The sequence below is a fragment of the Pseudoruegeria sp. SK021 genome (assembly GCF_002119405.1).
Classification (GTDB): domain Bacteria; phylum Pseudomonadota; class Alphaproteobacteria; order Rhodobacterales; family Rhodobacteraceae; genus Meridianimarinicoccus.
The window spans coordinates 40429-64407 of record NZ_MTBG01000021.1 but is presented as its reverse complement, the minus strand read 5'-3'; the positions used below and the strand labels follow the sequence as shown (position 1 = coordinate 64407).

Annotated in this window: 20 protein-coding genes; 7 read left to right on the top strand and 13 right to left on the bottom strand. The window is 60.4% G+C overall.

Features of this window, described 5'->3' with window-relative positions; translation table 11 throughout:
* The 5 genes from BV911_RS13020 to BV911_RS13000 form a co-directional block, all read right to left on the bottom strand.
* Positions 1-553 (bottom strand): transposase (locus BV911_RS13020; protein WP_205963854.1); only part of this gene is annotated, 553 nt, incomplete at its 3' end.
* A gap of 98 nt (positions 554-651) precedes the next feature.
* Positions 652-2142 carry an ABC transporter permease gene (locus tag BV911_RS13015; RefSeq protein WP_086054058.1) on the bottom strand — a complete coding sequence of 497 codons (1491 nt, stop codon included), beginning with the start codon at positions 2140-2142 and terminating at the stop codon, positions 652-654.
* Complete coding sequence (locus BV911_RS13010) at positions 2139-2789, bottom strand: ATP-binding cassette domain-containing protein (protein ID WP_240512243.1); 651 nt, start codon at positions 2787-2789, stop codon at positions 2139-2141. The genes BV911_RS13015 and BV911_RS13010 overlap by 4 nt, the downstream gene beginning before the upstream one ends.
* Positions 2790-2800: 11 nt before the next feature.
* On the bottom strand, positions 2801-3646 hold the full coding sequence (locus BV911_RS13005; RefSeq protein ID WP_086054056.1) for a putative selenate ABC transporter substrate-binding protein: 846 nt from the start codon (positions 3644-3646) through the stop codon (positions 2801-2803).
* Between the two features lie 135 nt (positions 3647-3781).
* Positions 3782-4816 (bottom strand): AraC family transcriptional regulator, encoded by a 1035-nt coding sequence (locus BV911_RS13000; RefSeq protein ID WP_139840087.1) that lies wholly within the window; start codon positions 4814-4816, stop codon positions 3782-3784.
* A gap of 121 nt (positions 4817-4937) precedes the next feature.
* Here BV911_RS13000 and BV911_RS12995 point away from each other — a divergent pair, with 121 nt between their 5' ends.
* Positions 4938-5984, top strand: a complete 1047-nt coding sequence (locus BV911_RS12995; RefSeq protein ID WP_086054054.1) for an efflux RND transporter periplasmic adaptor subunit — start codon at positions 4938-4940, stop codon at positions 5982-5984.
* 10 nt (positions 5985-5994) lie between these two features.
* The gene (locus tag BV911_RS12990) at positions 5995-9048 is read left to right on the top strand and encodes an efflux RND transporter permease subunit (protein WP_086054053.1); all 3054 of its coding nucleotides are present in this window, start codon (positions 5995-5997) and stop codon (positions 9046-9048) included.
* A 150-nt stretch (positions 9049-9198) separates the two neighbouring features.
* Here BV911_RS12990 and BV911_RS12985 read toward each other — a convergent pair whose 3' ends face one another.
* The 5 genes from BV911_RS12985 to BV911_RS12965 form a co-directional block, all read right to left on the bottom strand.
* Positions 9199-9747, bottom strand: a complete 549-nt coding sequence (locus tag BV911_RS12985) for a lipocalin family protein (RefSeq protein ID WP_086054052.1) — start codon at positions 9745-9747, stop codon at positions 9199-9201.
* Positions 9748-9852: 105 nt separating this feature from the next.
* Positions 9853-10638, bottom strand: a complete 786-nt coding sequence (locus BV911_RS12980) for a glutathione S-transferase family protein (RefSeq protein WP_086054051.1) — start codon at positions 10636-10638, stop codon at positions 9853-9855.
* Positions 10639-10649: 11 nt separating this feature from the next.
* Positions 10650-11954 (bottom strand): TRAP transporter large permease, encoded by a 1305-nt coding sequence (locus BV911_RS12975; RefSeq protein WP_086054050.1) that lies wholly within the window; start codon positions 11952-11954, stop codon positions 10650-10652.
* Positions 11941-12459 carry a TRAP transporter small permease subunit gene (locus tag BV911_RS12970; protein ID WP_086054049.1) on the bottom strand — a complete coding sequence of 173 codons (519 nt, stop codon included), beginning with the start codon at positions 12457-12459 and terminating at the stop codon, positions 11941-11943. Before BV911_RS12970 ends, BV911_RS12975 begins: the two co-directional genes overlap by 14 nt.
* Positions 12460-12502: 43 nt before the next feature.
* Complete coding sequence (locus BV911_RS12965) at positions 12503-13567, bottom strand: C4-dicarboxylate TRAP transporter substrate-binding protein (protein WP_086054048.1); 1065 nt, start codon at positions 13565-13567, stop codon at positions 12503-12505.
* 127 nt (positions 13568-13694) lie between these two features.
* Here BV911_RS12965 and BV911_RS12960 point away from each other — a divergent pair, with 127 nt between their 5' ends.
* The gene (locus BV911_RS12960) at positions 13695-14852 is read left to right on the top strand and encodes an OsmC family protein (protein WP_086054047.1); all 1158 of its coding nucleotides are present in this window, start codon (positions 13695-13697) and stop codon (positions 14850-14852) included.
* On the top strand, positions 14852-15652 hold the full coding sequence (locus BV911_RS12955; RefSeq protein WP_168184071.1) for an IclR family transcriptional regulator: 801 nt from the start codon (positions 14852-14854) through the stop codon (positions 15650-15652). Before BV911_RS12960 ends, BV911_RS12955 begins: the two co-directional genes overlap by 1 nt.
* A 38-nt stretch (positions 15653-15690) precedes the next feature.
* Here the strand turns inward: BV911_RS12955 and BV911_RS12950 are convergent, their stop codons facing one another.
* From BV911_RS12950 to BV911_RS12940, 3 genes are all read right to left on the bottom strand, one after another.
* Positions 15691-16626: a pirin family protein gene (locus BV911_RS12950; protein ID WP_086054045.1), complete on the bottom strand. Its 936-nt coding sequence runs from the start codon at positions 16624-16626 to the stop codon at positions 15691-15693.
* Between the two features lie 332 nt (positions 16627-16958).
* Positions 16959-17621: an HAD family phosphatase gene (locus tag BV911_RS12945; protein WP_168184070.1), complete on the bottom strand. Its 663-nt coding sequence runs from the start codon at positions 17619-17621 to the stop codon at positions 16959-16961.
* Between the two features lie 198 nt (positions 17622-17819).
* The gene (locus tag BV911_RS12940) at positions 17820-19652 is read right to left on the bottom strand and encodes a hypothetical protein (protein WP_086054043.1); all 1833 of its coding nucleotides are present in this window, start codon (positions 19650-19652) and stop codon (positions 17820-17822) included.
* A gap of 345 nt (positions 19653-19997) precedes the next feature.
* Between BV911_RS12940 and BV911_RS12935 the strand changes: the two genes are divergently transcribed.
* The 3 genes from BV911_RS12935 to BV911_RS12925 all read left to right on the top strand — a co-directional run bounded on the left by BV911_RS12935 (position 19998) and on the right by BV911_RS12925 (position 23937).
* Positions 19998-20336, top strand: coding sequence for a hypothetical protein (locus tag BV911_RS12935; RefSeq protein WP_086054042.1), 339 nt, complete (start codon positions 19998-20000; stop codon positions 20334-20336).
* Between the two features lie 36 nt (positions 20337-20372).
* Positions 20373-22532 carry a catalase gene (locus BV911_RS12930; protein WP_086054041.1) on the top strand — a complete coding sequence of 720 codons (2160 nt, stop codon included), beginning with the start codon at positions 20373-20375 and terminating at the stop codon, positions 22530-22532.
* Between the two features lie 163 nt (positions 22533-22695).
* Positions 22696-23937, top strand: coding sequence for a sodium:proton antiporter (locus BV911_RS12925; RefSeq protein ID WP_086054040.1), 1242 nt, complete (start codon positions 22696-22698; stop codon positions 23935-23937).
* Positions 23938-23979 lie beyond the last annotated feature (42 nt).

Here is a 23979-nt window from a genome sequence, read left to right as displayed (position 1 = left end):
GTGGTTTGAAGTAGACGCCATCCGCCCAGATGTAGAGAAATCTCCGCGAGCCAAGGTCACGTTTCTGCCAGAGCTCATAGTCCATCCACCAGTCGGCCTTCAGCCGCGTAATGGTCTTGGCAGATAGCCCCTTGGCTTTCGGACCCAGCAGCGCCTCCAGTGCCTCGGTGAAATCTCCCGTGGACACGCCCTTGAGGTAAAGCCATGGCAGCAGTTCTTCGATCGACTTCGCTTTGCGAAGATAACGCGGCAGGATGCTGGGCGTGAAGGTGATCTTGTCTTCGTAAGCACCCCGATCTCGAACACGTGGCACCTTCACGGGCACAGGACCAATCCCCGTCATCACATCGCGTTCCGGCAGGTGACCATGACGGACAAGACGTGCCCGACCATCCTCAAGCGTTTCTTTAGAAAAGGCGGCCATGAGCGTGGCCAGTTCGGCGTGGATCGCCTGTTCGATCAGCTTGCGCGCGCCATCGCGAATGACATCCGTGAATGGGTCGGCACTAAATCCCGATGGATCGGGCAGTTGGGTGATGGTAGACTCTGACATGTGGCATATCCTTTTCTCGGCTGAGAATTGACGGCGTCTGAACTCCGCCATGATATGCCGCCCCTCAGGGCATCACCAACTTTCGCGCGTTTCTCGTACTAGCAGCCTCGGCGGGCCTCCTCGGTTTCCCAGACCAAAGGTTGGCCGCCGTCCAGCCGCATCCGCTGACGCAGGTGCCGCGATATGCGGTCGATGGCATAGGTCAGCACCACCGCCACCGCCAGCAAGGCAACCACCCGGTCGAGGCGTAATTCCTGAACGTTCTTTTCGATGTAGAAGCCCAAGGTCCCGATCCCCAGTAAGCCCATGATCGCGCTTTCCCGCAAAATGATCTCCCAGCGGTACAGGCACAGCGCCCAGAAGTTGCCACTTAGCCTCGGGAACAGATCCCACGCCCATAATGTCAGACCACGCGGGGCATCCGGGCGATGCAACAGCCCATCCGCCTGCCGACCAAGCAGATGGGCGATAATGGCGCCATTATGCAGCGCCAGCGCTAAGATCGCGGGCAACATCGATGCGCCGAAGATTTGCAAGAAGATAAAGGCAAGCATGTATTCCGGGATCGACCGAAACAGCACCAAAATGGCATGACCCAAGAGGGCCCCTATGCGGCCCGCCACTGCCGGAACGATCAACGGGAAAGCAACCGCGGCAAGGATCGCCGATCCGGCCAGTGCCACTTGGGACAGCACCAGTGTATCGACAGCCCCGGGCCAAGCCTGATCGACAAACACGCGCCGCAGCCAGTCGCCCCACCCGGCACCCGTGCGCAGCGGCGCTGGCACAAGATCGGCAAAAAATCGCGACATTGCCCCCGCGCCCATTGGCGGGGTCTGGACAAACCACAGGCTGACAGCCGAGGCCATGAGGAACACAGGCACCAGCCGCCAGATCATCCAGCGACGGATTGGCAGGATCAGGGCGAAGAAAATCGCCAGAACGGCGACAGCTTCGCCATAATGCGCCTGACGAAAATAGGTCTCTAGCTGAAAGCCCAGCGTCGGAAGGCCGATAAACCCAAGTACTGCCGAGGACCGCAACCCGCATTCCAGCCGGTACAGGGTGTAGGCCTTCATCTGCGGGATACATTGCGGAATTCGCACCCAGATCAGCCGGATCGCTGCGGGCAGCCCCGGTGGCAGCGCCCGGTCGGCGTCGGGGGCGGCTTCATCCAAGTACTCGGCGAAGACTTTGGCGAAAATACCGGAATAGGGAATTCCGATCGCCAAAACACCGGTCAGCGGCGAAATGCCCGTGACATTCATCAGTAGGATCGCCCAAAACAGTTCATGCACTGCGCGGGCGGCGATGCAGGGCAGGCGCACGGCGGCACGGTGATAGAACGGTGCCAGTGCCAAGCCCGCGAACGCGCCCAGACCCACCCCGCAAAACGCGAAGGCAAGGGTCAGGCCGGTGGCCTGCGCCAGTCCGCTCACATCTGAGAAATCCGGCGCAAGCAGGCCATGCGCCATCTGCGTTAGCGTCAGCCAGGGATCGGGATGCCGCGCTGACAAATCGCTGAGGCCAAGCGCGATCCCGGTGACAATTAGAAACGCCAGAAGCACCGTCCGCCGGTGCAGTCTCATCGGTAAAGCCCCATCACCGTCGCCGGGTCCAGATCGGCAGAAGCGGCATCTAGTTCCACTGCGCCCGCGCGCAACCCGATGATCCGGGTCGCAAAGCGAAGGGCTTGTCCCACATCGTGCAGGGCGAAAACAGCGGTGTTGAACCGGGATGACAGATCTCCCAGCAGCGCGTCACCTTGCGACGGATCGACCGCCGAGACCGGTTCATCGGCCAACACAACCGCACCGCCGCGCAGCAGAGCGCGGGCCACAGCGACCCGTTGTCTTTGGCCGCCAGACAGGCTGGCAACCGCGCGCCGGTCCAGACCGCTTAGTCCTGTTTGGGACAGGACGGCGTCAACTTCGGCCCGTTCCTGCTTGGATGGCCACACCAATGTCCGCAAGTTCCGCGCTGTGCTAAAATCGTCCAGACGTCCCATCCAGACGTTATGGAACACCGACAGCGGATCCACCAATCCGTGGTTTTGCGGCACCAACGCAGTGCGCTCGGCAGTGATCCGGTCGCGCACCGCCCCAAGCAGAGTGCTTTTCCCGGCGCCGCTTCGTCCCAGAAGCGCGATGCGTTCGCCCCGCGAGATGCGCAGCGTCAGCGAGGGCAGGACGGCGTGACCGTCCCACCCGAGGGTTTCGCCATCAAAGGAAACCAATGGCGCGGCCATCACTCGATGATATCGAGCGCACGCGCCGTATCTTCGATCGGCTGATACAAGGCGTTGGTTGCCGGAATGAACCCGGACCGCGGAAACGACGCCAGCAGCGCCTCATCGGTCATGTCGATCAATGCCGCTTGGACCCGATCCCCGAAGCCCGCGCCAAAAGTGGCATCAATGTCGCCGCGGATGGTCCAGTTATAATCCGGATAGGCCGGGGTCTTCCAGATCACGACCGTCTGATCGACCTCGGCGGCACCGTCGGCTACGGCTTGATCATAGACCGTGTAATTCAGCGCGCCGATGTCATAGGCCCCTGAGGCGACGAGGCGCAGCGTCTGGCCATGATCCCCAGAATAGCCCACATCCGAGAACAGTACCTCTGGCGCGGCTCCGGTTTCTTCGCGGATCCAAAACTCTGGCATCAACCGGCCCGAGGTTGAGGTTTGCGCGCCGAAGGTAAAGCTGTGCCCGGACAAGTCAGGGAACGCGTCGTCCGGGGTGATCCCGGCTTCGGCATTGGCAATGAAGTAGGTCACGAAGGCGGCATCTTCGGCCCCTTGGGCAATGGCCCGCGATCCCGGAACCGCATTGCGCGCTTGCACGCCGGACAAGCCGCCGAACCATCCCAACTGGATCTGGCCGTTGCGGAAGGCCATGACGGCGGCGGCATAGCTTTTCATCGGCAGGTATTCGACATCGACGCCAAGTTCCGCTTCCAAATACTCCGCGACGGCACCGAACCGCTCGACGAGGCGGGTTTCATCGTCATCGGGAATGGCCGAGAAATACAGGGTGTCAGCGGCAGCAGGATGTCCGGCCAACAATAGCAGGGTCACAGAAAGGATTTTCATCAAAGGCTCCAAAGTGGTGTCGTCGGGCTTGTAGCCTGCACCTGCGGAAGTTTCTATCCATGACGACGCCCGAATATAGGGATGGTCGGGCCATCCCACCGCTCGTCATCTGTCCATTCCGGGCTTTGATTCCATTCAGGGCCGGGTGCGATGGTGTCTTCTCACGGCGCCGGGGGGGGCGCCGAACCATTTTCGACAGGCACGGGAAAAAGCTGATTGTTCTGGAAAGCCAAGCAAGGCCGTCAGTTGGTCCAAGGTCACTTCGGTTTCCGCCAGATATTTCAACGCCAATTCCTGCCGCATCGTGTCTTTGATGATTTGAAAGCTGGTGTTTTCAGCCCGCAATTGCCGGTGCAGGGTGCGCGGATGGATGGCCAAGACTCGGGCAATGTCGTCGCGGGATGCTTGCGGTGTTCCGATCAAGGTGCGCAAGGCACCGCGCACGCGGTCAGACAATCGTTGGGTGGGCGCGGGCATTCGGCGTTCGAGGTGGTCTTCGATCATGTGCCGAAAGCGCAGATTGGCGCCGGGGACCGGATCCTGCCAGGCCCGGCCATCCAGATGAAGGGCGGCGATAGGCTGGTTCTCTAGTACGGGCACCCCGAAAAACGCGTGATGGCGTGCGGCGTCTGCGCCAAGGCTGTGCGGCAGGGACACTGCTTTCACTTTATCCCTCAACGGGTCATGCCGCCGACCGATCTGAAACGTCATGCCCAGCATCAATTCGATGGCTTGGCGTTGACGTGAGTGCGCAATGCCGTCGATGGCGAGGGTGATCGACAACGCCTCTGGCATCAACGTGCCGGGCGCCAGCACTTGCATCCTGAGGGCGGTGCCTTGCAAGAAGATGAACCGGGTGACAATTTCGGTGGCTTCGGCGGGCGAGTTTGCATTTTGCACCACAAGGCCGAGGATGCCCAAAACATCTAAGTCCTGATGCCGAGCGATGCGCAAGCCAAGGTCGGGGCATTGGGCGTGCGCGCTGCTGGCCTCAAGCAGGCCGCAGACCGCATCCATCGGCAACAGCGCGTCATCGTCATCTAGAAGGTTAGGGTCGATCCCGAACTCGACAAGCAGGCGGGCGGGGGACCCGACAAGCTCTTGCATGACGTCTCGGTAGCCTTTCAGTGCGGCAGCGCGGATCACATCGGTCATGTCCTTAAATGACAATTATTTGTCCTTAAATGTCAAGACGTGGCGGCACCTGCGCCATAGGTGTCCCTCCCGCGGTCGGACCTGTTAAGTGGGGTTCGCACAGCTTTGCGCCGCAGCATGATAGGAGTTTTACAAAGTGACACGTGTTCAGATCGCAATTCTGGCGGGGGTTTTGGCCCTCTTGACAGCGATACCGCAGCCGGGTGTGGCCCAAACTCCGATCGTTAAGATTGAAGAAGCGGCTGCCAATGGCTCTGGTCTGACACGGGTGTTCTTTGGCCACGTGGTCGCGCGCGAGACGGTAGACTTGGCGTTTCAAGTGGCGGGCCAGATTGTCGAATTTCCGCTTGAGGAAGGCGCACTCGTGCCCGCTGGGGCGCTGGTGGCGAAACTGGACCAAGAACCGTTTGAATTGTCAGTGGAAGAGGCGCGCGCACGCAGCCAGCAAGAGGTCCGCACTTTAGACCGGTATCGCCAGCTTGCTGGCAGCGCCGTCAGCGCGACCACAATCCAAGACACCGAGACAGAGGTTGCCCTCGTGCAGGTCGCGCTACGCAACGCCGAACGGGCCTTGGGGCAGGCCACGCTCAACGCGCCATTTGATGCGTTGGTCGCCTCGCGGCTGGTTCCGAACTATTCGTCCATTGATGCGGGAACGCCGGTGGTGCGCCTGCATGACATGTCCGATCTCAGGGTCGAAATCGATGTGCCGGAAACCTTGTTTCAACAGGCCGGCCGCAATCCGAATGTAGAGATTTACGCCGATTTTCCCGGAAACCCGAACCGCTATCGCCTTGAAATGCGTGAATTTAACGCAGAAACTGCGGCTGTGGGTCAGACCTATTCGATCACGCTAGGCATGGCTCCGCCCGATGATCTGACAGTGCTGCCCGGCTCATCCGCGAAAGTGACGGCAACGTTGCAAACCGGGACGCCGCGGATCGAGGTGCCGGCATCGGCCATTGTGACCGGCAATGACGGCACCACGTATGTCATGGTGTTTTCGCCCGCAGGCGCGGATCAGGGGCAGGTGACGCAAACGCAGGTCACGATCGCCGCGACCGACCGCGGCACGATCGAGGTCGTCTCAGGCCTAGAGATGGGCCAGGAATACGTGGCTGTCGGCGCCGCTGCCTTGACCGATGGCGCCGATGTGCGCCGCTTTACCGGCTTTGGAAATTAAAGGGCCTCTCATGGATATCGCACGTTTTTCCATTAACAGGCCAATTTACACTTGGATTGTGATCCTCACCTGTCTGCTTGGCGGCATCTGGGGATTTTCATCGTTGGGGCGGCTGGAAGACCCGGCCTTTACCATCAAAGTGGCGGTGGTGGTCACCCAATACCCCGGCGCATCGGCCGAAGAGGTCGCAACAGAAGTATCCGAACCGCTGGAATCCGTCATCCAAAAGATGGGCGAGGTGAAGCGGATCGAGACCACGAACCAGCCCGGGCTGTCGTGGATGACCGTCGAGATGCAGGATGAATTCGACGGGACAGAATTGCCCGAGATCTGGACCAAGCTGCGCAACCGGGTCAGCGAAGCCGAACTGCCAAGTGGCGCCACCGTCCCTTATGTCAATGACGGTTTCGGCGATGTTTACGGTCTTTATTATGCAGTGACCGCGCCGGGGTTCAGCGACCGGGAAATCAACGATCTGGCCAGTTTCCTGCGCCGCGAAGTGTTGCTGGTCGATGGGGTGGCCGATGCCGTGATTTCGGGCGCGCCGAACGAACGCATCTTTGTCGAGCCTGATCTGGCCCTGTCCACATCCTTGGGAATTTCGCCGCAAGTGATGCAAGGCGCATTGGCCAGCGCTGACGAAATCGTCGACGGCGGGTCTATCCAAGGGGTGGCGGGCCGGACGCTGATCCAGCGCCCCGACGGATCGGACAGCGTGTCTTCGATTGCGGCACTGTCGGTGGGCGTGGGCGGACAGGTTGTGAATCTGGCGGATTTTGCGCATGTCTATCGCGGCCGCGAAGCCAACCCGAACCTGATCCTGCGCCATGACGGCGTCGAAGCCTTCAGCCTTGGGGTTGCCGGGTTGTCTACCGAGAACATCGTCGAAGTGGGCCATGCGGTTGACGCGCGGATCGACACCCTCAAGGCGTCCATCCCACTGGGTGTGACCATCGCGCCGATCTATCAGCAGCATGTGGTGGTCGAAGAGGCGTCGAACGCCTTTCTGGTCAATCTTGCCATGTCAGTCAGCATCGTGATCGTGGTTCTGGCGATCTTTATGGGCTGGCGCGCGTCGGTTGTGGTTGGCGCGACGCTGTTGCTTACCGTGGTCGGCACCCTGTTCTTCATGGCGCTGGGATCGATTGAAATGGAGCGCATCTCGCTCGGCGCACTGATCATTGCGATGGGGATGCTGGTCGACAACGCCATCGTGGTGGCCGAGGGCATGCAGATCAACATGCAGCGCGGCCAAAACTCCCGCAACGCGGCCACGGATGCCGCCAGCAAGACCCAGATTCCGTTGCTTGGCGCGACGGTGATCGGCATCATGGCCTTTGCCGGGATCGGGCTTAGCCCGGATGCCACGGGCGAGTTTTTATTCTCGCTCTTTGCGGTGATCGCCATCTCGTTGCTGCTATCTTGGGTGTTGGCCATCACCGTGACCCCGCTTCTGGGCCACTATTTCTTTCGCCAAGGCGCGGATGGTGGCAGCGGCGGCTATGATGGGGCGATTTTCCGGGCCTATGCCGGGGTTTTGCGGGTCAGTCTGCGCCTGCGCTGGCTGGTGTTGGCGTTGTTGGTCGGCACCACTGTGGTGTGTTATGGTCTGTTCGGCCAAATCAAGCAGCAGTTCTTTCCCGACAGCAATACGCCCTTGTATTTCGTCAATTACAAATTGCCACAAGGCGCGGGCATTCATCAGACATCCGCGGACCTGAAGGTCTTGGAGGACTGGCTGGTCGACCGGGACGACGTGGTGTCCGTCACCTCATATTCCGGCATGGGTGCGTCCCGCTTCATGTTGACCTATGAAAGCGAAGATCCCAATCCCAGCTATGGCCATCTGATCGTCCGCGTGGCGTCGCTTGATGTCATGGAGGGGGAAATGAACGCACTTGAGGCCTTCGCGGAACAAGCCGTGCCGCAGGGCGAATTCCGCGCCAAGCGCTTGGCCTTTGGTCCTGGTGGCGGCGCGCCGATTGAAGTGCGCTTTTCTGGGCCTGACCCGGCCGTGTTGCGGGATCTGTCGGATGAGGCGGTCGAACGGATGCGCGCCGCATCGCCGAATATCATCGCGCCGCGTCTGGATTGGCGCGAGAAGGAATTGGTGCTGCGCCCAAATTATGCCGATGACCGGGCCCAAGAGGCGGGCATCTCCCGCAGCCAAATTACGGAAACGTTGCAGTTCGCTACCGATGGCACGGTAGCCGGGGTGTTCCGTGAAGGCGACCGTCAGATCCCCATCGTGTTGCGCACAGCGCCGGACGCGGGGGTCTCTTTGATCGACCATGTGATCTATTCCGAAAGCGGCGACAGCTTTGTGCCGATGGAACAGGTCACCGATGGGTTCCGGTTTGAAGCGCAGGACACGCTGTTGCTGCGGCGGGATCGGGCCAATGTAATCACGGTCGGCGCCGATATTCCCCGGGGCGTGACCGCGACCGAGGTTCTGGCCGAGGTACAAGCCACAATTGAAGCGATGGACATTCCCGAAGGGTATGCCATGGCGTGGGGGGGTGAATATGAAAGCTCGTCCGATGCGCAAGCATCACTGGGCAAGCAATTGCCGCTTAGCCTGATTATCATGGTCCTGATTTCAGTCCTGCTGTTCAACGCGCTGCGCCAACCGATCATCATCTGGCTTTTGGTGCCGATGTCGGTCAACGGGGTCAGCCTTGCGCTGTTGGGGGCGGGATTGCCGTTTACCTTCACCGCGCTTCTGGGGCTGCTGTCCTTGTCGGGCATGCTGATCAAGAACGGGATCGTGCTGGTTGAAGAAATCGATCTAACGCGTGAGGCAAACCCGGACATGCCGTTCGAAGAAGCCATCGTTTCTGCCTCGACCTCGCGGCTGCGGCCAGTGTTCTTGGCGGCGGCAACGACAATTCTGGGGATGCTGCCGTTGTTGTCGGATGCGTTTTTTCAGTCCATGGCGGCGACGATCATGGGCGGGTTGGCGTTTGCCTCAATCCTGACCATGATCGCAGCGCCTGTGCTGTATTACATGTTCTTCAAACGCACCGCGTTGCGAGAGCAGGCCGCTTTGGTCGCGCCGGTCTGACCAACGACCGGCCTGGCCAAGGCCTGCCTCAAACAGAAAACGCCCCCCACCTGGGACCAGATGGGGGGCGTGATATATGCCGGTTGAGGGATCTCGCACGTGAACAGGCTGCCGTCCGGCTGGATTAACCGCCGCGTATTTTCCGCCTGATCACTCACGCACAGGGCCGGATTGATCGACCCGGATCAATCCTTCAAGGGAATAGCCCATGCCCTGCGCACGTGCTGCCAGCGCGTCGAAGGTCTCGGGGCTGATCACTTTATCCCGTGTCAAAATCCACAGATAACGCCCACTCGGCTCGCCAACGATCGACCACGCATAGTCCTCGGCGTGATCCAAAATCCAGTAATCGCCTTTGAACGGGCCAAAGAAACTGACCTTAAGCTTGGTACTGTCGCCCGGATCGGCCAGCGTGGCGACACCTTCAGTAACCTTTGGTTTTCCGTCTTTGACGCAGCTGTTCAGGACCGAGATTTTGCCATCGTCGCGCAACGCGTATTCTGCGGACACATCCGAACAGCCGCGCTCGAACGAATGATCGAACCGGGCCTGTTCGTACCACGCCCCAAGATAACGATCCAAATCGACGGGGGTGCGAGGCTCTGGAACCGTGGTATTTGAGACGGGCGGCGACTGAAATGCGGCACAAGCCGACAGAAATCCTGCAGTCAGCAGAGCAGCAAAAGGTATTAAACGCATCGGGTCATCTTTCTGAACCACGTCAAGGCTCTGAAGAAACGCGGTACAGGGGAAACTGGTTCCCCCTGAGTGTGTGCCTCGCGCATCATTGGACTGCGGCTTTTGTCAGGCCGCCAAGATCGGGGCAAATGCCTTGCGACCTTCCAGATCCATCACCGCCAATTGGTCGTCATTCAGCCAAGGCTCGGTGGCCCGCAGCCATGCCGGACGCGCCGTGAGCGCCGCCCACCACTGGGTCATGTTGGGGCAGGTGTCGGTCCACAGTTGCGACAAGCCAACACATTGGGTGCGGTACACATAGGCCGCGACAGCGATGTCCGCCAATGAGTACTGTTCACCGGCCAACCACGGGCCTTTGGTTTCCGTCAGTTCAGCTTCGATATCTTCTGCCATCTGGCGTAGGATGGCCAGCGCGGCACCAACCCGGGGTGAGTTGACACCGTTATCGACCAGATCGCGCCGTTTCGCCGCCGCGTCGGGATCGGGCATTCTGGCATAAATGGCGTCGCGGTCTGCTGGCGTTTTCGCCAACATCGGCAGACGACCAAATGAAGCGAAACTGACAGTATTGGCTGCCGCGTGCATGGCTAGGCCTCGCAGGCACCACTGACGGGCGCGGGCGGCCCGATAGGGATCGGACGGGATCAGACTTGGTCCGGCACTTTGCCCGGCCACATAATCGATGATGATGCTGGATTCGACAAGGACGCGGCCCGCATCGATCAAGGTTGGCACGACCCCGGCGCGATTGAGCGTCATGTATTCGGGGTCATGCTGGTCGCCGCGGCCAAGGTTCAGTTCGACACCTTCCCAAGGCAGCTCGGCTTCCTCAAGGGCCAGACGTGCCTTGATAGAACACACGGAATTTCCGGCATGGTACAGCTTAAGCATCGGTTTTACCTTCAATTTGAAAATGTCAGGGACGGGAATAAAATCACCGTCAACAAGGCGACGCCCATGGTCAAGGCGAAGGGCAGGGCGCCAAGGAAGATTGTCTTCAGTCCGATCGTCCGATCTTCGAGCGAGCCTTTGATCACGAAACAGGCGATGCCAAGGGGCGGGGTCAACAGACCGATTTCAACCCCGAGCACCGTCACAATTCCCAGCCAGACCAGATTGACATCGTAGCTGAGGAACGCCGGGATGAACAACGGAACCAGCAGCAGAATGATCGATGTGGAATCCAAAATGGTGCCGAGGAAGATCATCAAGGCGACGTAGATCAGCAGCACCATGGTAAAGCTGGCCTCCATCCCGGTCAGCTCTTGGGCGAGCAAAGACGGGATGCCAAGCACGCCTAACATTCTGGAATACATGCTGGCCGCAATGATCAAGAACAGGATCGACGCGGTGATCCGGCCAGTATCTGAGGCCAGGCGCCACAGTACGGGCCACGACAGTTTGCCTTTGACCGCCGCAATCACCATGGCAGCGAATGCGCCCGCTGCACCGGCTTCGGTTGGGGTAAAGACGCCGCCGTAAATTCCGCCCAGAACCAGCGTGATCAGCACCACGGTTGGCGCCAGCAATGTGAGGGATTTTATAAGCCCCAAGCCCACCGCATCATCGGGAACGACGGCGCGGCCGGTGAAGCCGGGGGCGAAGCGGCACAAGGCCAAGATCAGCACGCAGTAGAGAATGGCCAACACGATCCCGGGCAGTATTCCGGCGGTGAACATATCGGCAATCGAAACTTCGGCGATCAAGCCGTAAACGATCAGCAACACCGAGGGCGGGATCAACATGCCTAAGACCGACGACCCGGCCACCACGCCCACGGAGAATTTGGCTGTATGCCCATAGCGCATCATCTCTGGCACGGCGATCCGGGTGAAAATCGCGGCCGAGGCAATCGAGATGCCGGTAATCGCCGCGAAGACGGCATTTGCGGCGACGGTGGCAATGCCCAATCCGCCATTCAGTTTTCGGAACGCAGAATTGGCGACTGTGTAGATGTCTTTGCCCAATCCCGCCTCGTTGACGAACATTCCCATCAGCACGAACAGCGGCACCACCCCAAAGGAATAGGACGCAATCGCATCCTTCGTGACCAGCGTGGACAGCGACAGGGCCACCAACACATTCCCTTTGTAAAACCACAAGGCAACGAACGACACCGAGGCCAATGCGATCGCGACATGCATCCCCAGATAGATCAATGCGATCATCACGATCAGGGAAATGGAACCAAGTTCAAGTCCGCTCATCAGTGGTCTCCGCAATGAGTAAAGTCTGTCCGAGCGCCGCCGCATAGCTGCGGGCAAGGTAGTTGAGACATCCAAGCACCGCGCCCACGACGATGCACAGCAGCGCGGGCCAGATCGGGGCGGTGAACAGGCCGGGATTGCCGGTGAACAGGTTGCGGTCCACCGCGTTGGTGAACTTGAACCACATGCCATAAGCAATCACCGCCATCACCGCCGCGCCCACCAATGAAAAGGCGGTGTCGATGATACGCCCCAGCATCGGGTTGCGTGCCGCGAGGCTGTAGAACAAGCCGTCAGATCGGATGAAGGCCTCGGTTTTGATGGCGTTGGGGATTTGCAGAAACACCAACCCCACAATTGCCAGTTCGACCAATTCAGGCACACCAGCAATCGGGGCTGAAAAGGCGCTTCGCATGAAGATGTCGCTACAAATCAAGAGCATCTGGGCGACGACCAGCGTAGTGCCAGCCGCTGCGCAGATCCTGTTCGCATAGGTCAGGATCATTTCAAACTCCGGGTTCCGGCACCGCCCGGCGGTGCCGCCGTTGCTATTGGGCTGCCCAATCGCGCAAGACCGGCTGGTCTGCGGCGCGCATCGCGGCGATATAGGCTGCAAGGATCTCACCACCCGGCGCACCGGTGGCCGTCACTTCTTCGGCCCATTCCTGCGCGATGTTGTCCATGCCCCGCGCCCATGCCGCACGGTCGTCGTCGGACACGTTGATGATCGTTGCACCCGCCGCGTCGATTGCATCCAGCGCCCGCTCGGCTTCGGCCATCGAATAATTCGCCAGCCCCTTGCGATAAACCTCTGCCGCGGCGTTCATCGCGGTCTGGACTTCTTCGGGCAGGCCGTCCCACATTTGCAGGTTCATCGTCAGCGCCATGGAGTTGACGCCGCCGAAGTCCACTTTGACCACGGTTGGCGCGGCTTCATAGATCTTGAAGGATTCAGCCGCAGTCGCCCAGACGATTGTGCCGTCAAAGATCCCGGTTGCGATGCCATTATAGAAATCGGCCAGCGTCGAGGACACGCCGATTGCGCCAACACTTTCAACATAGCGCAGGTTCATACCGGCCCCGCCCAGCTTCAGCCCGGCAAGGCTTTCCGTTCCGGTATAGTCGCCCTTGAGGAAAATCTGATAGTTATCGACCGCCGCCAGACTGGTCAGCATGTGTTGGTTGTTGTCGGCCCACACCTGCTGCATCGCGGGAAAGGTTTGCGCCAGATCGTTCACGGTGGCGGAAATCAGGTCAATATCGGTCGACACAAACGGCGTTGCATAGGCAATGTCATATACCCGCAGGCGGTCGGGGTGGAACACAGTCTGGACCACGCCAATATCGGCTAGCCCGCTTTCGATTGCTTCAAGCTCGCCTTTCGGTGAGACGATCGCGCCGCCCCATCCATAGGTCCAGTCGATCTTGTAGTTGCCTGTTTCGGCGAGATTTTTGTCAACCTCAGGCACGAATATCTCTTCGAACTTGCCGACCCATGTGGCCGTTGTTGGATAGCCGGAAACGGTCGTAAGCCGGATTGTTTCTTGCGCCGCCACTGCCGTGAAGCTGGCAAGGGCCAAGGATAACGTCGCTGTAAATACCGCGCGTGTCATTCTGTTTCTCCTCCCATGTTAGTATGGAGCAGACTATTTTGCTAATTGCAAAAAATCAAGAAAAACCGTAATACGGATCAAGTGTACTGCATGGCGGTACGTTGTTGCAGCGTTGAGGAGGGAAGTCATGGTCTGGCGGAATGCAGTGAACGTCTTGGGATCAGAAGCACAGGGGCTGGTATTCGATGCCGTTGACGCACCCGCAAACCAAGTGTCCGCGTTGACCGATAGTGGCGCGTGCCGGATGGTGGCGTGGTCGGTATCGGGGTTTCAAAAGGTCGGGGTGCTGTCGAATGCGGCCACCGGGCGCGCGTGGCGGATGGCCAGTGACGAAGGCCCGAACCTGCACGGATGGGACGCCGCACCGCCGCCTTTGGGCTTTTTGTCGGTCGGGTTTGCCCTGTCGTTCGCCGAAGAAATTCAGGCATTGGCCCGGCTGCGTGGAATTGATCTGGGCCGGTTCGGGATCAGCGTCGACAATTTCTATTCCGTTGACGGGAAAATGCGCGACAAGACCATGCATGGCGGTGCCTTGCCGTTTACCGTCACGGTCACGCCGGGCCAGAACACCGGCCAGACTTTGGACAACGCCAGCCTGATGGCATTGGTCAGTGACGCGGTTCATGTCGCCTCGGTCGCGGGGGCGGTGCGCGAGCAATGGCAGGGACAGTTTCGCGGCTATCTGAACCAGCGTCCTTTGGCGCTGTCGCACCCGGCGCCGGTGTCTGCGCCGGTCGCAGACCCGCGCCCGATTTGTGAGGCGCAGGGGGCCGGGCGCCCGGTGTCGCACATTCTGACCGCCGGCAATTGGTCGCGGGCGTCCACAACCGGCCACCCCTTGCACGTCTCGGCGGGCGGAATGGTGGTGCCGGACGCGCCGCTTGACCTGTATCAAGAATTGCGTGCGCCCTGTGGCAGTGGATGGCGGTTCCTTGCCGGCGGGGCCGACGCGCCTGATGCTGCGTCTTATGTGTCCGCTGGGATCGGATTTTGCTTCATGACGCAGCTTGAGATCCTTGCCGGTTTACTTGATGTCGATCTCAACTCTGTCCGCTTGGTTCAGGACACGCGGTTCGGCCAAGGCGGCGCATCCTCGGGGACAGGCCAGCCTGCCACGTTTGCCCCGGTAGAAACCCATATTTTCGTGGAATCGGACACGGCTAGCCCCGAACAGGTGGTTGAATTGATCGACTTGGCAGAACGAGCATGCTATCTGCATGCGCTGTGCCGGACCGCGCTGAAACCGCTGGTGCGCATTTCAGAAACGCAAATCGAAACGAGCTAATGCCATCCGATAAGCCAGAAAAAGTGTCGCGCGGGATCGGCTCGGTCGAGACGGGTGGCGCCATCCTGCAGGCGCTATCCCGGCATGGACGGGCGATCAAACTGACGGAACTGGCCGGATTGGCCGGTCTATCGGCGGGACGCCTGCATCCCTATCTCGTCAGCCTGCGCAACACCGGTCTGGTGGAACAGACGCCCGATGGCAGCTATCAGCTTGGTCCCTTCGCGCTTGAGATCGGATTGGTGCGCTTGCGCCATCTGAACCCGGTCCGAGAGGCGATCCCGCGGGTTGCGGCCCTGTCGCAGGCCCTTGGGCTGAATATCTCGGTCGCGGTGTTCGCGCCGCACGGGCCGACCATTGTTTATATTCAGGAACACATGGATATTTTGCATTTCAATATCCGTGTCGGCGGCGTTTATTACATGACGATGACCGCCACTGGCATTCTGTTTTCCGCACTTTTACCGGCCTCGATGACCTCTGATCTGATTGAAGCAGAATTTGCCAGCCAAGAGACAGGCGGGCGGCAGGATTGGTTCCGGGTCGACCGCGACACCTTTGTGCAGGAAACCGCCTTGGCCAAGCACCAAGGCTATGCGGTGACGATCGACATGCCGGTCCCCGGGATCACGGCGATTTCAGCGCCGGTTTACGATTACACAGGCCGGGTTCAGCTGTGTATTGCCGCAATCGGCCCGCGGGCATTGGTCGATGTGCGCAGCGATGGTCCTGTGGTTGCCGCCCTGTGCGCGTTCACGGCCAAGCTGTCGCACGATCTTGGGTTTATCGTTGGCGCCTGACCCGATGGGGGCTGTGGTGGTGCCAGCCTCATAAACCATCAGCCGGGGAGAGGGATGAAGTCGTCTCGATCATCCACGGGCAGATCGAACAGGCCGGTCCCCCAACGTCCGGCGCGCCAGTCGTCTTTGGCGGCCTCGATCTTCTCTTTGCTGGACGCGACAAAATTCCACCAGATATGCCGGGGGCCGTTCAATGTGGCGCCGCCAAGGGCCATCAGGCGGGCGCCCTGATCTCCGGCGGCGACGGTAATTTTGTCACCGGGGCGGAACACCATCATCTGTCCCGCGCCGAACTCCTGTCCGGCGATCGAAACCGAGCCTTGGGTGATGTACAGGCCGCGGTCCTCGTGATCATCGGGCAGCGGCATCCGTGCGCCCGCGGCCAGCACAACATCCAGATAGAATGTCTCTGAAAACAGTGTCGCCGGCGCGGTCTCGCCATAGGCGGTGCCAAGGATCAAGCGGGCATTGACCCCGTCGGCCTCAATTTCAGGTAGTGCGTCCTTGGCGTGGTGTTCGAACATCGGTTCCATGTCTTCGATGCCGTCCGGCAAGGCCAGCCAAGTCTGGATGCCGAACAGGCCGTGCGGGCCGCGCCGCCCCGCCTCGGACGTGCGTTCGGAATGAGACACCCCCTTGCCGGCCACCATCCAGTTCAGCGCTCCGGGTCGGATGATCTGATCCGTGCCAATGCTGTCGCGATGGTGAAAGTCCCCCTGATAGAGGTAGGTCACCGTGCCCAGCCCGATATGGGGGTGTGGCCGCACGTCAATGCCCTGTCCGGTCAGAAATTCGGCCGGACCGGCCTGATCAAAGAATATAAACGGCCCCACCATCTGTCGCTTGGGGGCGGGCAGCGCGCGCTTCACCTCGAACCCGCCAAGGTCGCGGGCACGTGGGATGATCAAGGTCTCAATGGCGTCAACGCCGATGTCGTCAGGGCAACCGGGGGTGAGTGCAGGGTTCCAGCTCATGGCATGTTCCTTCCTTGGCTGCATCAACTATGCCATTGCAGCGCAAATCCCGATAGAGCCAAGACGTTCAGCAGGACGGAACCGGATGTTCACCTGAGGTGAGCCTGCGCGACTTGTCGGATTGCGCCGCCCCCACCTGCAGTCGCGCACCCATCTTAAAGACATGGACCTGCCCGGGCCGTCCGGCTGAGATGCCGTCGCTTCTGCTCGCGCGTCAGGCTTTGGCAGACCCAAAGGCGAAAATGTGTTGGGCATCCCGCATCGCCAGACCCAGCCGGCCGCATCCTTGGCGGCAGGCTGGGTCCACCTTCGACGGAGGAAACGCGCGTCCCTTAAGTGAGGGCGGGCGTGCCGAGAAACGCCTCGATCAGCGGGGCAATGGGCAGGCCGGGGGCGAGGTATTGTGCCCCCGGAAGCGGGCGCGCATCTGGAACCTGCGGGTGATAGATCACCTGCATTTTCGCCGCATGTCCGGCAGTGGCGCCGGTGCGGCTGTCTTCGATCACAATGCAATCGCCGGGCGCGACGCCCAGTCTTTGCGCGGCAAGCAAATATCCGTCCGGGGCTGGTTTGCCGTTGGCCACATCGCCGCGGGTGACCACGGTGGTCAGCAGCGTGTCGAGACCCGTTGCGCGCAGGCAAAAGGTGACCTCGTCGGCAGTGGAATTCGACACCAGCGCCATGGGGACGCCCCGCGCAGCCAGTTGTTCCGCCAGCGCGGCGGTTTCAAGCCGGGTGATGGCGCGGGCGTGGCGTTCGAAGTGGCGGTGCTTGAGGTCGGTCCACTGCGTCAGTGTCATCGCCGTCTCTGTGGTCCTACGAAGCGCGGCAAAGACCGTATCGCCGCTGGCGCCCAGCAACTCGGCATGCAGGCCCTCGGGGACCGTGAGCCCTGCTTCGGTCAGGGCGCTGAAAAATGCCGCTTCATGTGCCGGTTCGCTGTCGATCAGCGTGCCGTCCATGTCCCAAAGGATCGCGCGAAGGGGGTGTGTCATGGCTGGGTGTCCAGTTCGGAAGAGAAGGTCATTGGCGGTCTGGTACAGCGCTTGGCGGATCGGTGCCATGCGATTGAACGCCCCGGTGCTCCACGGCGTCGATCATCGGTTTTTCGGGGCCTCGCTGCTGCTGGTTGCGCGGGAGGCCATCCTTGCTTTATGGATCGCAGGTTGAAGGCGCGTGCTTTGCCCCCGGAGCTAGGGTTCAACCCCGCCGACCTGTTGCAGACCCTCTACAATGGCCGTGACAATCTGATCCGTCGGATGGAATTTCTGAAGCGTGGCGGCGGGATCGCGGGCCAGCAAAGGCCAGGCTTGCGCCATTGCCGCAAACGCGTCGCTGGCCGCAGTGTTGTCGCCAAGCTTTGCATGGCTGATCGCCGCCAGTGCCAGACCTATGGCGGATCCAAACTTGGCCGAACGGTCCGCAGCCGCCAAGGCCCCGGCATAGTTTCCATTGAGATAGGCGTGAACAGCGATCAGGTGAAAATACCATCCGGGCGGGTTGGCGCTGCGGTCAATCGCTCGGGTCAGCAGAGGGATGCCGTCGTCCCAATTTCCACGCACCGAAAGTTGCCAGCCAAGTTGGGCAAGCGTTGCAGGGTCGTTCGGGTTCAAGGCCAGCGCCCGGCGTTGGAACTGTTCAGACTGGGCAAACTCTCCGGTTGAGAAGGTGATGGCGGAAAGGGCGCTGAGGCCACGGATGTTGTTCGGGTCTAGCTTGAGCGCGCGCTCGGCGGACGCATAGGCCGCACGCATCCGGGCTGGGTTGTCGGCAGGCGGTACCATTTCCTGACGGACAGCGTCGAGTTCGATCCAGCCGAGCATCGCCCAAGCGTCGGCGTAATCGGGGTCATTGGCGACGGCATCCAGCAAGCAGGCTCGGGCCGGTTCATACAAGACATCCTCGAATGTACGGCGGTATTCATAGCCGCGCAGCACACAGAAATAACTGTCCAGACTGGGGGTGCCCATCTTGGACAACCGATCGAAAGTGGCCTCATTCACCACACCAAAAGTTTCGCCGAGAACGGTTGCGACTGTCGATGACAGATCGCTGCGCAGCTTGAACAGATCGTTTGGACTTGGCACCCGATCATAACTGCCGCTCCAGACGATACTTCCTGAGGTGGCATCGACCAGTTGCGCCACAAGGCGGACTCTGCTTGGGCCGGTGTGGATGCTGCCGCGCAACACGAAGGCGACCCCGATGTTGCGTCCAAGCGTGACCGGGTCGGCGTCCGGGTCCTGTCCAAAACTGTCTTGCGCCGAATACAGCCGAAAATCGGGCGAGCGCATCAGGTCATAGATCAGGTCTTGGGTGATCGCGTTCGCAAGCAGCTTGGTATCATCGCTGCCATCCAGTTTTTCAAAGGGCAAAACGATGATCGCAGAGCCGTGCGGTTCGGCCAAAGTCGGTGGGTCTTCCCGCAGAGAAAGCCACGTGACCGTCGCCAGCCCGAGGCCCAGAATGAGGGTTAGGGCTGCAATTCGGGTGCTGGGTTTGCGCCAGATGCGGGCGGGTGGTGGGGCAGGTTCGGGCAGGTCCTGCACCGGTGCTGTGGGCGGCTCGGTGCGCGGCGCAGGGTCGGCTAGTGGCGCGGGCACCGGCGTGGGGGACGGATCCTTTGGCTCGGCCGTGGTCTCGGGCATCCACCAGACGAAATCTGCAACATAAGCCCCTTTTGGGATCGTGATCCGCACCGGATCCTGCATGCCGACATCGACGTAATAGGTGTCGAGCGACCGGCGCAAGCGCCCGGCCTCAAGCCGGACAACGGGATCGGATGCGGGATCGAAACTCTCGTCCCGGCCCAAGACGGCCAGCGCGACAGAATACCCTTTGATTTGATGCCCGCGTCCGGCGAGCGTCTCTTCGACAAGATAGCGCAGCAGATCGCGCCGCCGCTGGCTGCCGCTCAGCGCCGCACTGTTCAGGATGCGGTCCAACTGCGCGCGCACGTCTGCTGCCGCAGGCCCGGCGGTGGGCAGCGGGGCGCCTTGGTCGGACTGGTTGTTTAAGTTGGTCACCGAAGCCCCATCCCGGCGCAGCGCCGCTTGGGGTTCTGATTAGGCGACGAGCGCATGCAAAGTAAAGCACTCTCGCCCCGATGCTGCGGCAGGCTAGGGGTCTGTCCAGAGACACGCACAAGTATCTGAACTGTTGCGCAGACAAAAGACCGTCACCGGTGGGCCCCTGCGGGCGTTGATTGGGGCCGCGCCAAGGCACTGCCGCTTAATTCACATATGGGGTGAACCGCCAGAGGTCAGGCCTCTGGGGGGGGGCACATGATGCTGTGAAACGCGTGGAACCATCGCCCGAGCCGCGTGTTGACTATCCAATCCGACGCAACGCCCGATGCTGGGAGAAAAGCAATGGCCGACGACGATCCTTCGGTGCCGCAAAAGCGCCCTAATCGCCCAACCGATTTCTATGGCAACCCCAGTTATGAATTTGATCACCCCGGCAAGGATCTGCCGCCACGTCCGATTGGCGTGCGCGGCGCCCCGCAGCCGGACCGCCGCGCCGGACCGGAGCAACCCGATCTCGGGCCCAAGGATCGCGCCGCGCCGTCGCCGCAAAGTTACTACATCCATGACGCAGTCGGACCGGCGAAGTTACGCCACGCGCCCACCGATCCAGATGACGGCGTCCCAGATGACGGCGGACCCGATGACGGCCGCGATCCGCCGGAGGGCGGCAAGACAGTTTGACCACCCCAGATCACTCAATTCGCAAACGAGGGTCCCATGCCTGACACATCCAAGACCGAAACGCCCAAGCCCAAGAAGGCGGCGTCCAATTCCAAATCCCAGCGCGCCACGCAACCGGCGACGGATGTTCCGTTCCCTGAGCAGGGCCACGGCGGTGAAGTTCACCAACAAGCGGAGAACCAATCTGAACGCCTGACCACAGCGCAAGGCGTGACAATCTCCGACAACCAGAACACCCTGAAGGCCGGTGCGTCTGGTCCCGCGCTGCTTGAAGATTTCGTGATGCGCGAGAAGATCTTCCATTTCGATCACGAGCGGATCCCCGAACGGGTCGTGCATGCCCGCGGCTATGGCGCACATGGCGTCTTTGAATGCACCAAGGCGATCCCGGAACTGACAATGGCCGCGCCGTTTCAAGAGGTTGGCAAGACTACAGAGGTGTTTACCCGGTTCTCGACGGTGGCGGGATCGAAGGGTTCGGCGGACTTGGCCCGCGACGTCCGGGGCTTTGCGGTGAAATTCTACACTAACCAAGGCAATTGGGATTTGGTTGGCAACAACATGCCGGTTTTCTTTATTCAAGATGCGATGAAGTTTCCTGATTTGGTCCATGCGGTCAAGCCAGAGCCTGACACCGGTTTTCCCCAAGCCCAGTCCGCACATGATAATTTCTGGGACTTCATCTCGCTCACGCCAGAGTCGATGCACATGGTGATGTGGACCATGTCTGACCGCGCGATCCCACGGTCATTTTCGACGATGGAAGGCTTTGGCGTCCATACGTTCCGCTTTATCAACAGCGAGGGGAAATCGACCTTCGTGAAGTTTCATTGGAAGCCAAAGCTGGGCCTGCAATCGAAGGTCTGGAATGAGGCGCTGAAGACAAACGGTGCCGATCCCGACCGGCATCGCCGGATCATGTGGGAAGAGATCGACACCGGCAATGCCCCTCGCTGGGATCTGGCGGTGCAGACCTTCGATCAGGAGTTCGCGGACAGCTTTGATTTCGACGTGCTGGATCCGACGAAGTTAATCCCCGAGGAAGTGATCAAGCCCGAGATCATTGGCACCATGACCCTGAACCGCAACGTCGATAATTTTTTCGCCGAGACCGAACAGGTGGCATTCTGCACTCAGAACGTCGTGCCCGGCATCGATTTTACTGACGATCCGCTGTTGCAGGGCCGAAACTTTTCTTATCTCGACACCCAGATCAAGCGGCTTGGCAGTCCGAATTTTACAAAAATTCCGGTCAATCGCCCAAAAGGTTGTCCCGTTCACAACTATCAGCAGGACGGCCACATGCAGACCTCGGCTCGCGCCGGGCGGGTGAATTATGAACCCAATGGCTGGGAGGAAGGCCCGCGCGAACATCCGCTAGAGGGCTATGTCAGTTATCGTCAACCCATCGAGGGCGATAAGCAGCGGTTGCGGCCAGAAAGCTTTGCCGACCATTACAGTCAAGCGCGGCAATTCTATATCAGCCAGACCGAGGTCGAGCAGCAGCACATCCAAGCGGCACTGGTCTTTGAACTGTCCAAATGTGAAATGCTGGGGATTCGGCGGCGCATCGTGTCCCACTTGTTGAATATCGATCAAACTTTGGCAGAAGGGGTCGCTGACGGGCTTGGCATTGAGGACTTGCCAAAGGCCGCGCCAGCGGCGCAACAACCGCGGACTGATCTGGACCCATCGCCGGCGTTAAGTATTGTGAAAAACGGCCCCGACAGCTTTGCCGGGCGCACGCTTGGCGTGTTGGCCAGCGACGGTGCCGATGCGGCGACACTAACAGCGCTAAAGGATGCTGCGGCCGCTGAAGGGGTCATGATCAAGCTGATTGCGCCAAAGATTGGCGGCTTTACCGACAGCAACGGCGACAAGCACCCTGCCGATGAAAAGGTCGATGGAGGCCCGTCGGTGTTGTTCGATGCTGTGGCCATCATCTTGGGCGATGCGACCAGCAAGGCCGTTGCCGCGATGCCGCCAGCGCAGGATTTTCTGAAGGATGCGTTTGTGCACTGCAAATTCATCGCGACGGCGGCCCCGTCGGCGCGATTGGTGGAGGCGTGCGGGCTGACCGATAAACTTGACGACGGGTGCGTGTCGCTGACGGATAAAGCCTCGGCCGCAGCGTTTATCAAGCGCTGTGCGGACCTTCGATACTGGGACCGCGAAGCCGCGCTGTGGCCTGCCTAGAAGGTCGCGGGTTTGGGGCCGGCCCAGCCGGTGGTTTTAGAGAGCCCTAGGCCGCTCCGAGACGGGACATAGACGCCAAGCACTATGCATGGCGTCTATGCCGTTGCCGGAGGATCGATCGGGACCGCGCCCGTGCTCTTCAACCCTGAACTCAGGACGTTTCATGGACATCACTGCCTTCTTTGGTCTCGAGCCGTATCACATCCTGCTCACCGTCAGCGGAGCAGCACTTGTGGCCGCTTATTGGTTGCCGCGCTTGGCAAGCAACGAAAAACCCGCCGCGCCACCCTTATTGATCCTCTTTGGCATGTTGATATTCTGGCTGGTGCCAAATTTGCCCCGCGTTCCTGACCCGCGCGAAATGGCCCGGCCTTGGGAACTGGTCAGTGAGTTGACAGTGATCGTTGCGTTGTTTGCGGCCGGCCTTAGGATTGATCGGATCGGGCCGTGGGATAAATGGGTGCCAACGGCGCGGCTGTTGTTGATCGCCATGCCATTGACCATCGCGGGCGTCGCGGTTCTTGGCGCGACGTGGGCGGGCTTCACGGTCGCCGGGGCGATCCTACTCGGCGCTGTATTGGCCCCAACTGACCCGGTGCTTGCAAGCGACGTGCAGGTCGGGCCGCCACACGAAGGCGGGGAAGAGCTCGTTCGCTTTACCCTCACCAACGAATCCGGTTTGAACGACGGTCTGGCCTTCCCGTTCGTCTATCTCGGGTTGCTTGTCGCCGCGCAGGGCTTGCACCCCGGCGTCTGGGGGATGGAGTGGCTTTTGGTTGATGTCCTCTATCGGATCGTAGTCGGCACCGCGATGGGGGCGGCTGGCGGCTGGGTTCTTGGCCAGGTGCTGTTTGTGGTCCCGCGCGACTCTGCGCTAGCAAATACCGCCAGTGGGGTCGTATCGCTAGCAGGTGTGTTGCTGTGCTATGGCTCGACCGAGCTTGTCGAAGGCTATGGGTTCATCGCCGTGGCCGTGATGGGGTTGGTGTTGCGCCGGATCGAAAACCAACACCGGTTTCACCGACGCCTGCACGACTTTTGTCAGTCCATTGAGCAGACCTTGGTTTCGCTGTTGCTGATCGCGTTCGGGGCGGTGCTGCCTGCATTGCTGCAAGACCTGCGTTGGTCAGAAGTTTGGCTGGCCATCCTGCTTATTTTCGCGCTCCGGCCACTGGTGGGCTGGCTGTCGTTGACCGGAACGGAGTTGAACGGACGCGAGCGACAGGTCGTCGCCTTTTACGGCGTGCGCGGGATCGGATCGGTCTACTATCTCAGCTATGCGACCAGTCATATGGAATTTGCCCGGGAAGCCCAGCTTTGGTCGGTGGTGGGCGTGACCATTCTCATTTCTACGATAGTTCATGGCCTGTCGGTCGGTCATGTAATGAGCGCGCTTAAGCGGTGACTGTGCCACCCGCTATCAAAGGTTACGAGTACAGGGTAGCAG

Coding starts and splice junctions, on each gene's coding strand:
- BV911_RS13015 (WP_086054058.1), bottom strand. CDS start 2,142: ATGAGACTGCACCGGCGGACGGTGCTTCTGGCGTTTCTAATTGTCACC.
- BV911_RS13005 (WP_086054056.1), bottom strand. CDS start 3,646: ATGAAAATCCTTTCTGTGACCCTGCTATTGTTGGCCGGACATCCTGCT.
- BV911_RS12990 (WP_086054053.1), top strand. CDS start 5,995: ATGGATATCGCACGTTTTTCCATTAACAGGCCAATTTACACTTGGATT.
- BV911_RS12985 (WP_086054052.1), bottom strand. CDS start 9,747: ATGCGTTTAATACCTTTTGCTGCTCTGCTGACTGCAGGATTTCTGTCG.
- BV911_RS12980 (WP_086054051.1), bottom strand. CDS start 10,638: ATGCTTAAGCTGTACCATGCCGGAAATTCCGTGTGTTCTATCAAGGCA.
- BV911_RS12975 (WP_086054050.1), bottom strand. CDS start 11,954: ATGAGCGGACTTGAACTTGGTTCCATTTCCCTGATCGTGATGATCGCA.
- BV911_RS12970 (WP_086054049.1), bottom strand. CDS start 12,459: ATGATCCTGACCTATGCGAACAGGATCTGCGCAGCGGCTGGCACTACG.
- BV911_RS12965 (WP_086054048.1), bottom strand. CDS start 13,567: ATGACACGCGCGGTATTTACAGCGACGTTATCCTTGGCCCTTGCCAGC.
- BV911_RS12960 (WP_086054047.1), top strand. CDS start 13,695: ATGGTCTGGCGGAATGCAGTGAACGTCTTGGGATCAGAAGCACAGGGG.
- BV911_RS12955 (WP_168184071.1), top strand. CDS start 14,852: ATGCCATCCGATAAGCCAGAAAAAGTGTCGCGCGGGATCGGCTCGGTC.
- BV911_RS12950 (WP_086054045.1), bottom strand. CDS start 16,626: ATGAGCTGGAACCCTGCACTCACCCCCGGTTGCCCTGACGACATCGGC.
- BV911_RS12945 (WP_168184070.1), bottom strand. CDS start 17,621: ATGACACACCCCCTTCGCGCGATCCTTTGGGACATGGACGGCACGCTG.
- BV911_RS12935 (WP_086054042.1), top strand. CDS start 19,998: ATGGCCGACGACGATCCTTCGGTGCCGCAAAAGCGCCCTAATCGCCCA.
- BV911_RS12930 (WP_086054041.1), top strand. CDS start 20,373: ATGCCTGACACATCCAAGACCGAAACGCCCAAGCCCAAGAAGGCGGCG.
- BV911_RS12925 (WP_086054040.1), top strand. CDS start 22,696: ATGGACATCACTGCCTTCTTTGGTCTCGAGCCGTATCACATCCTGCTC.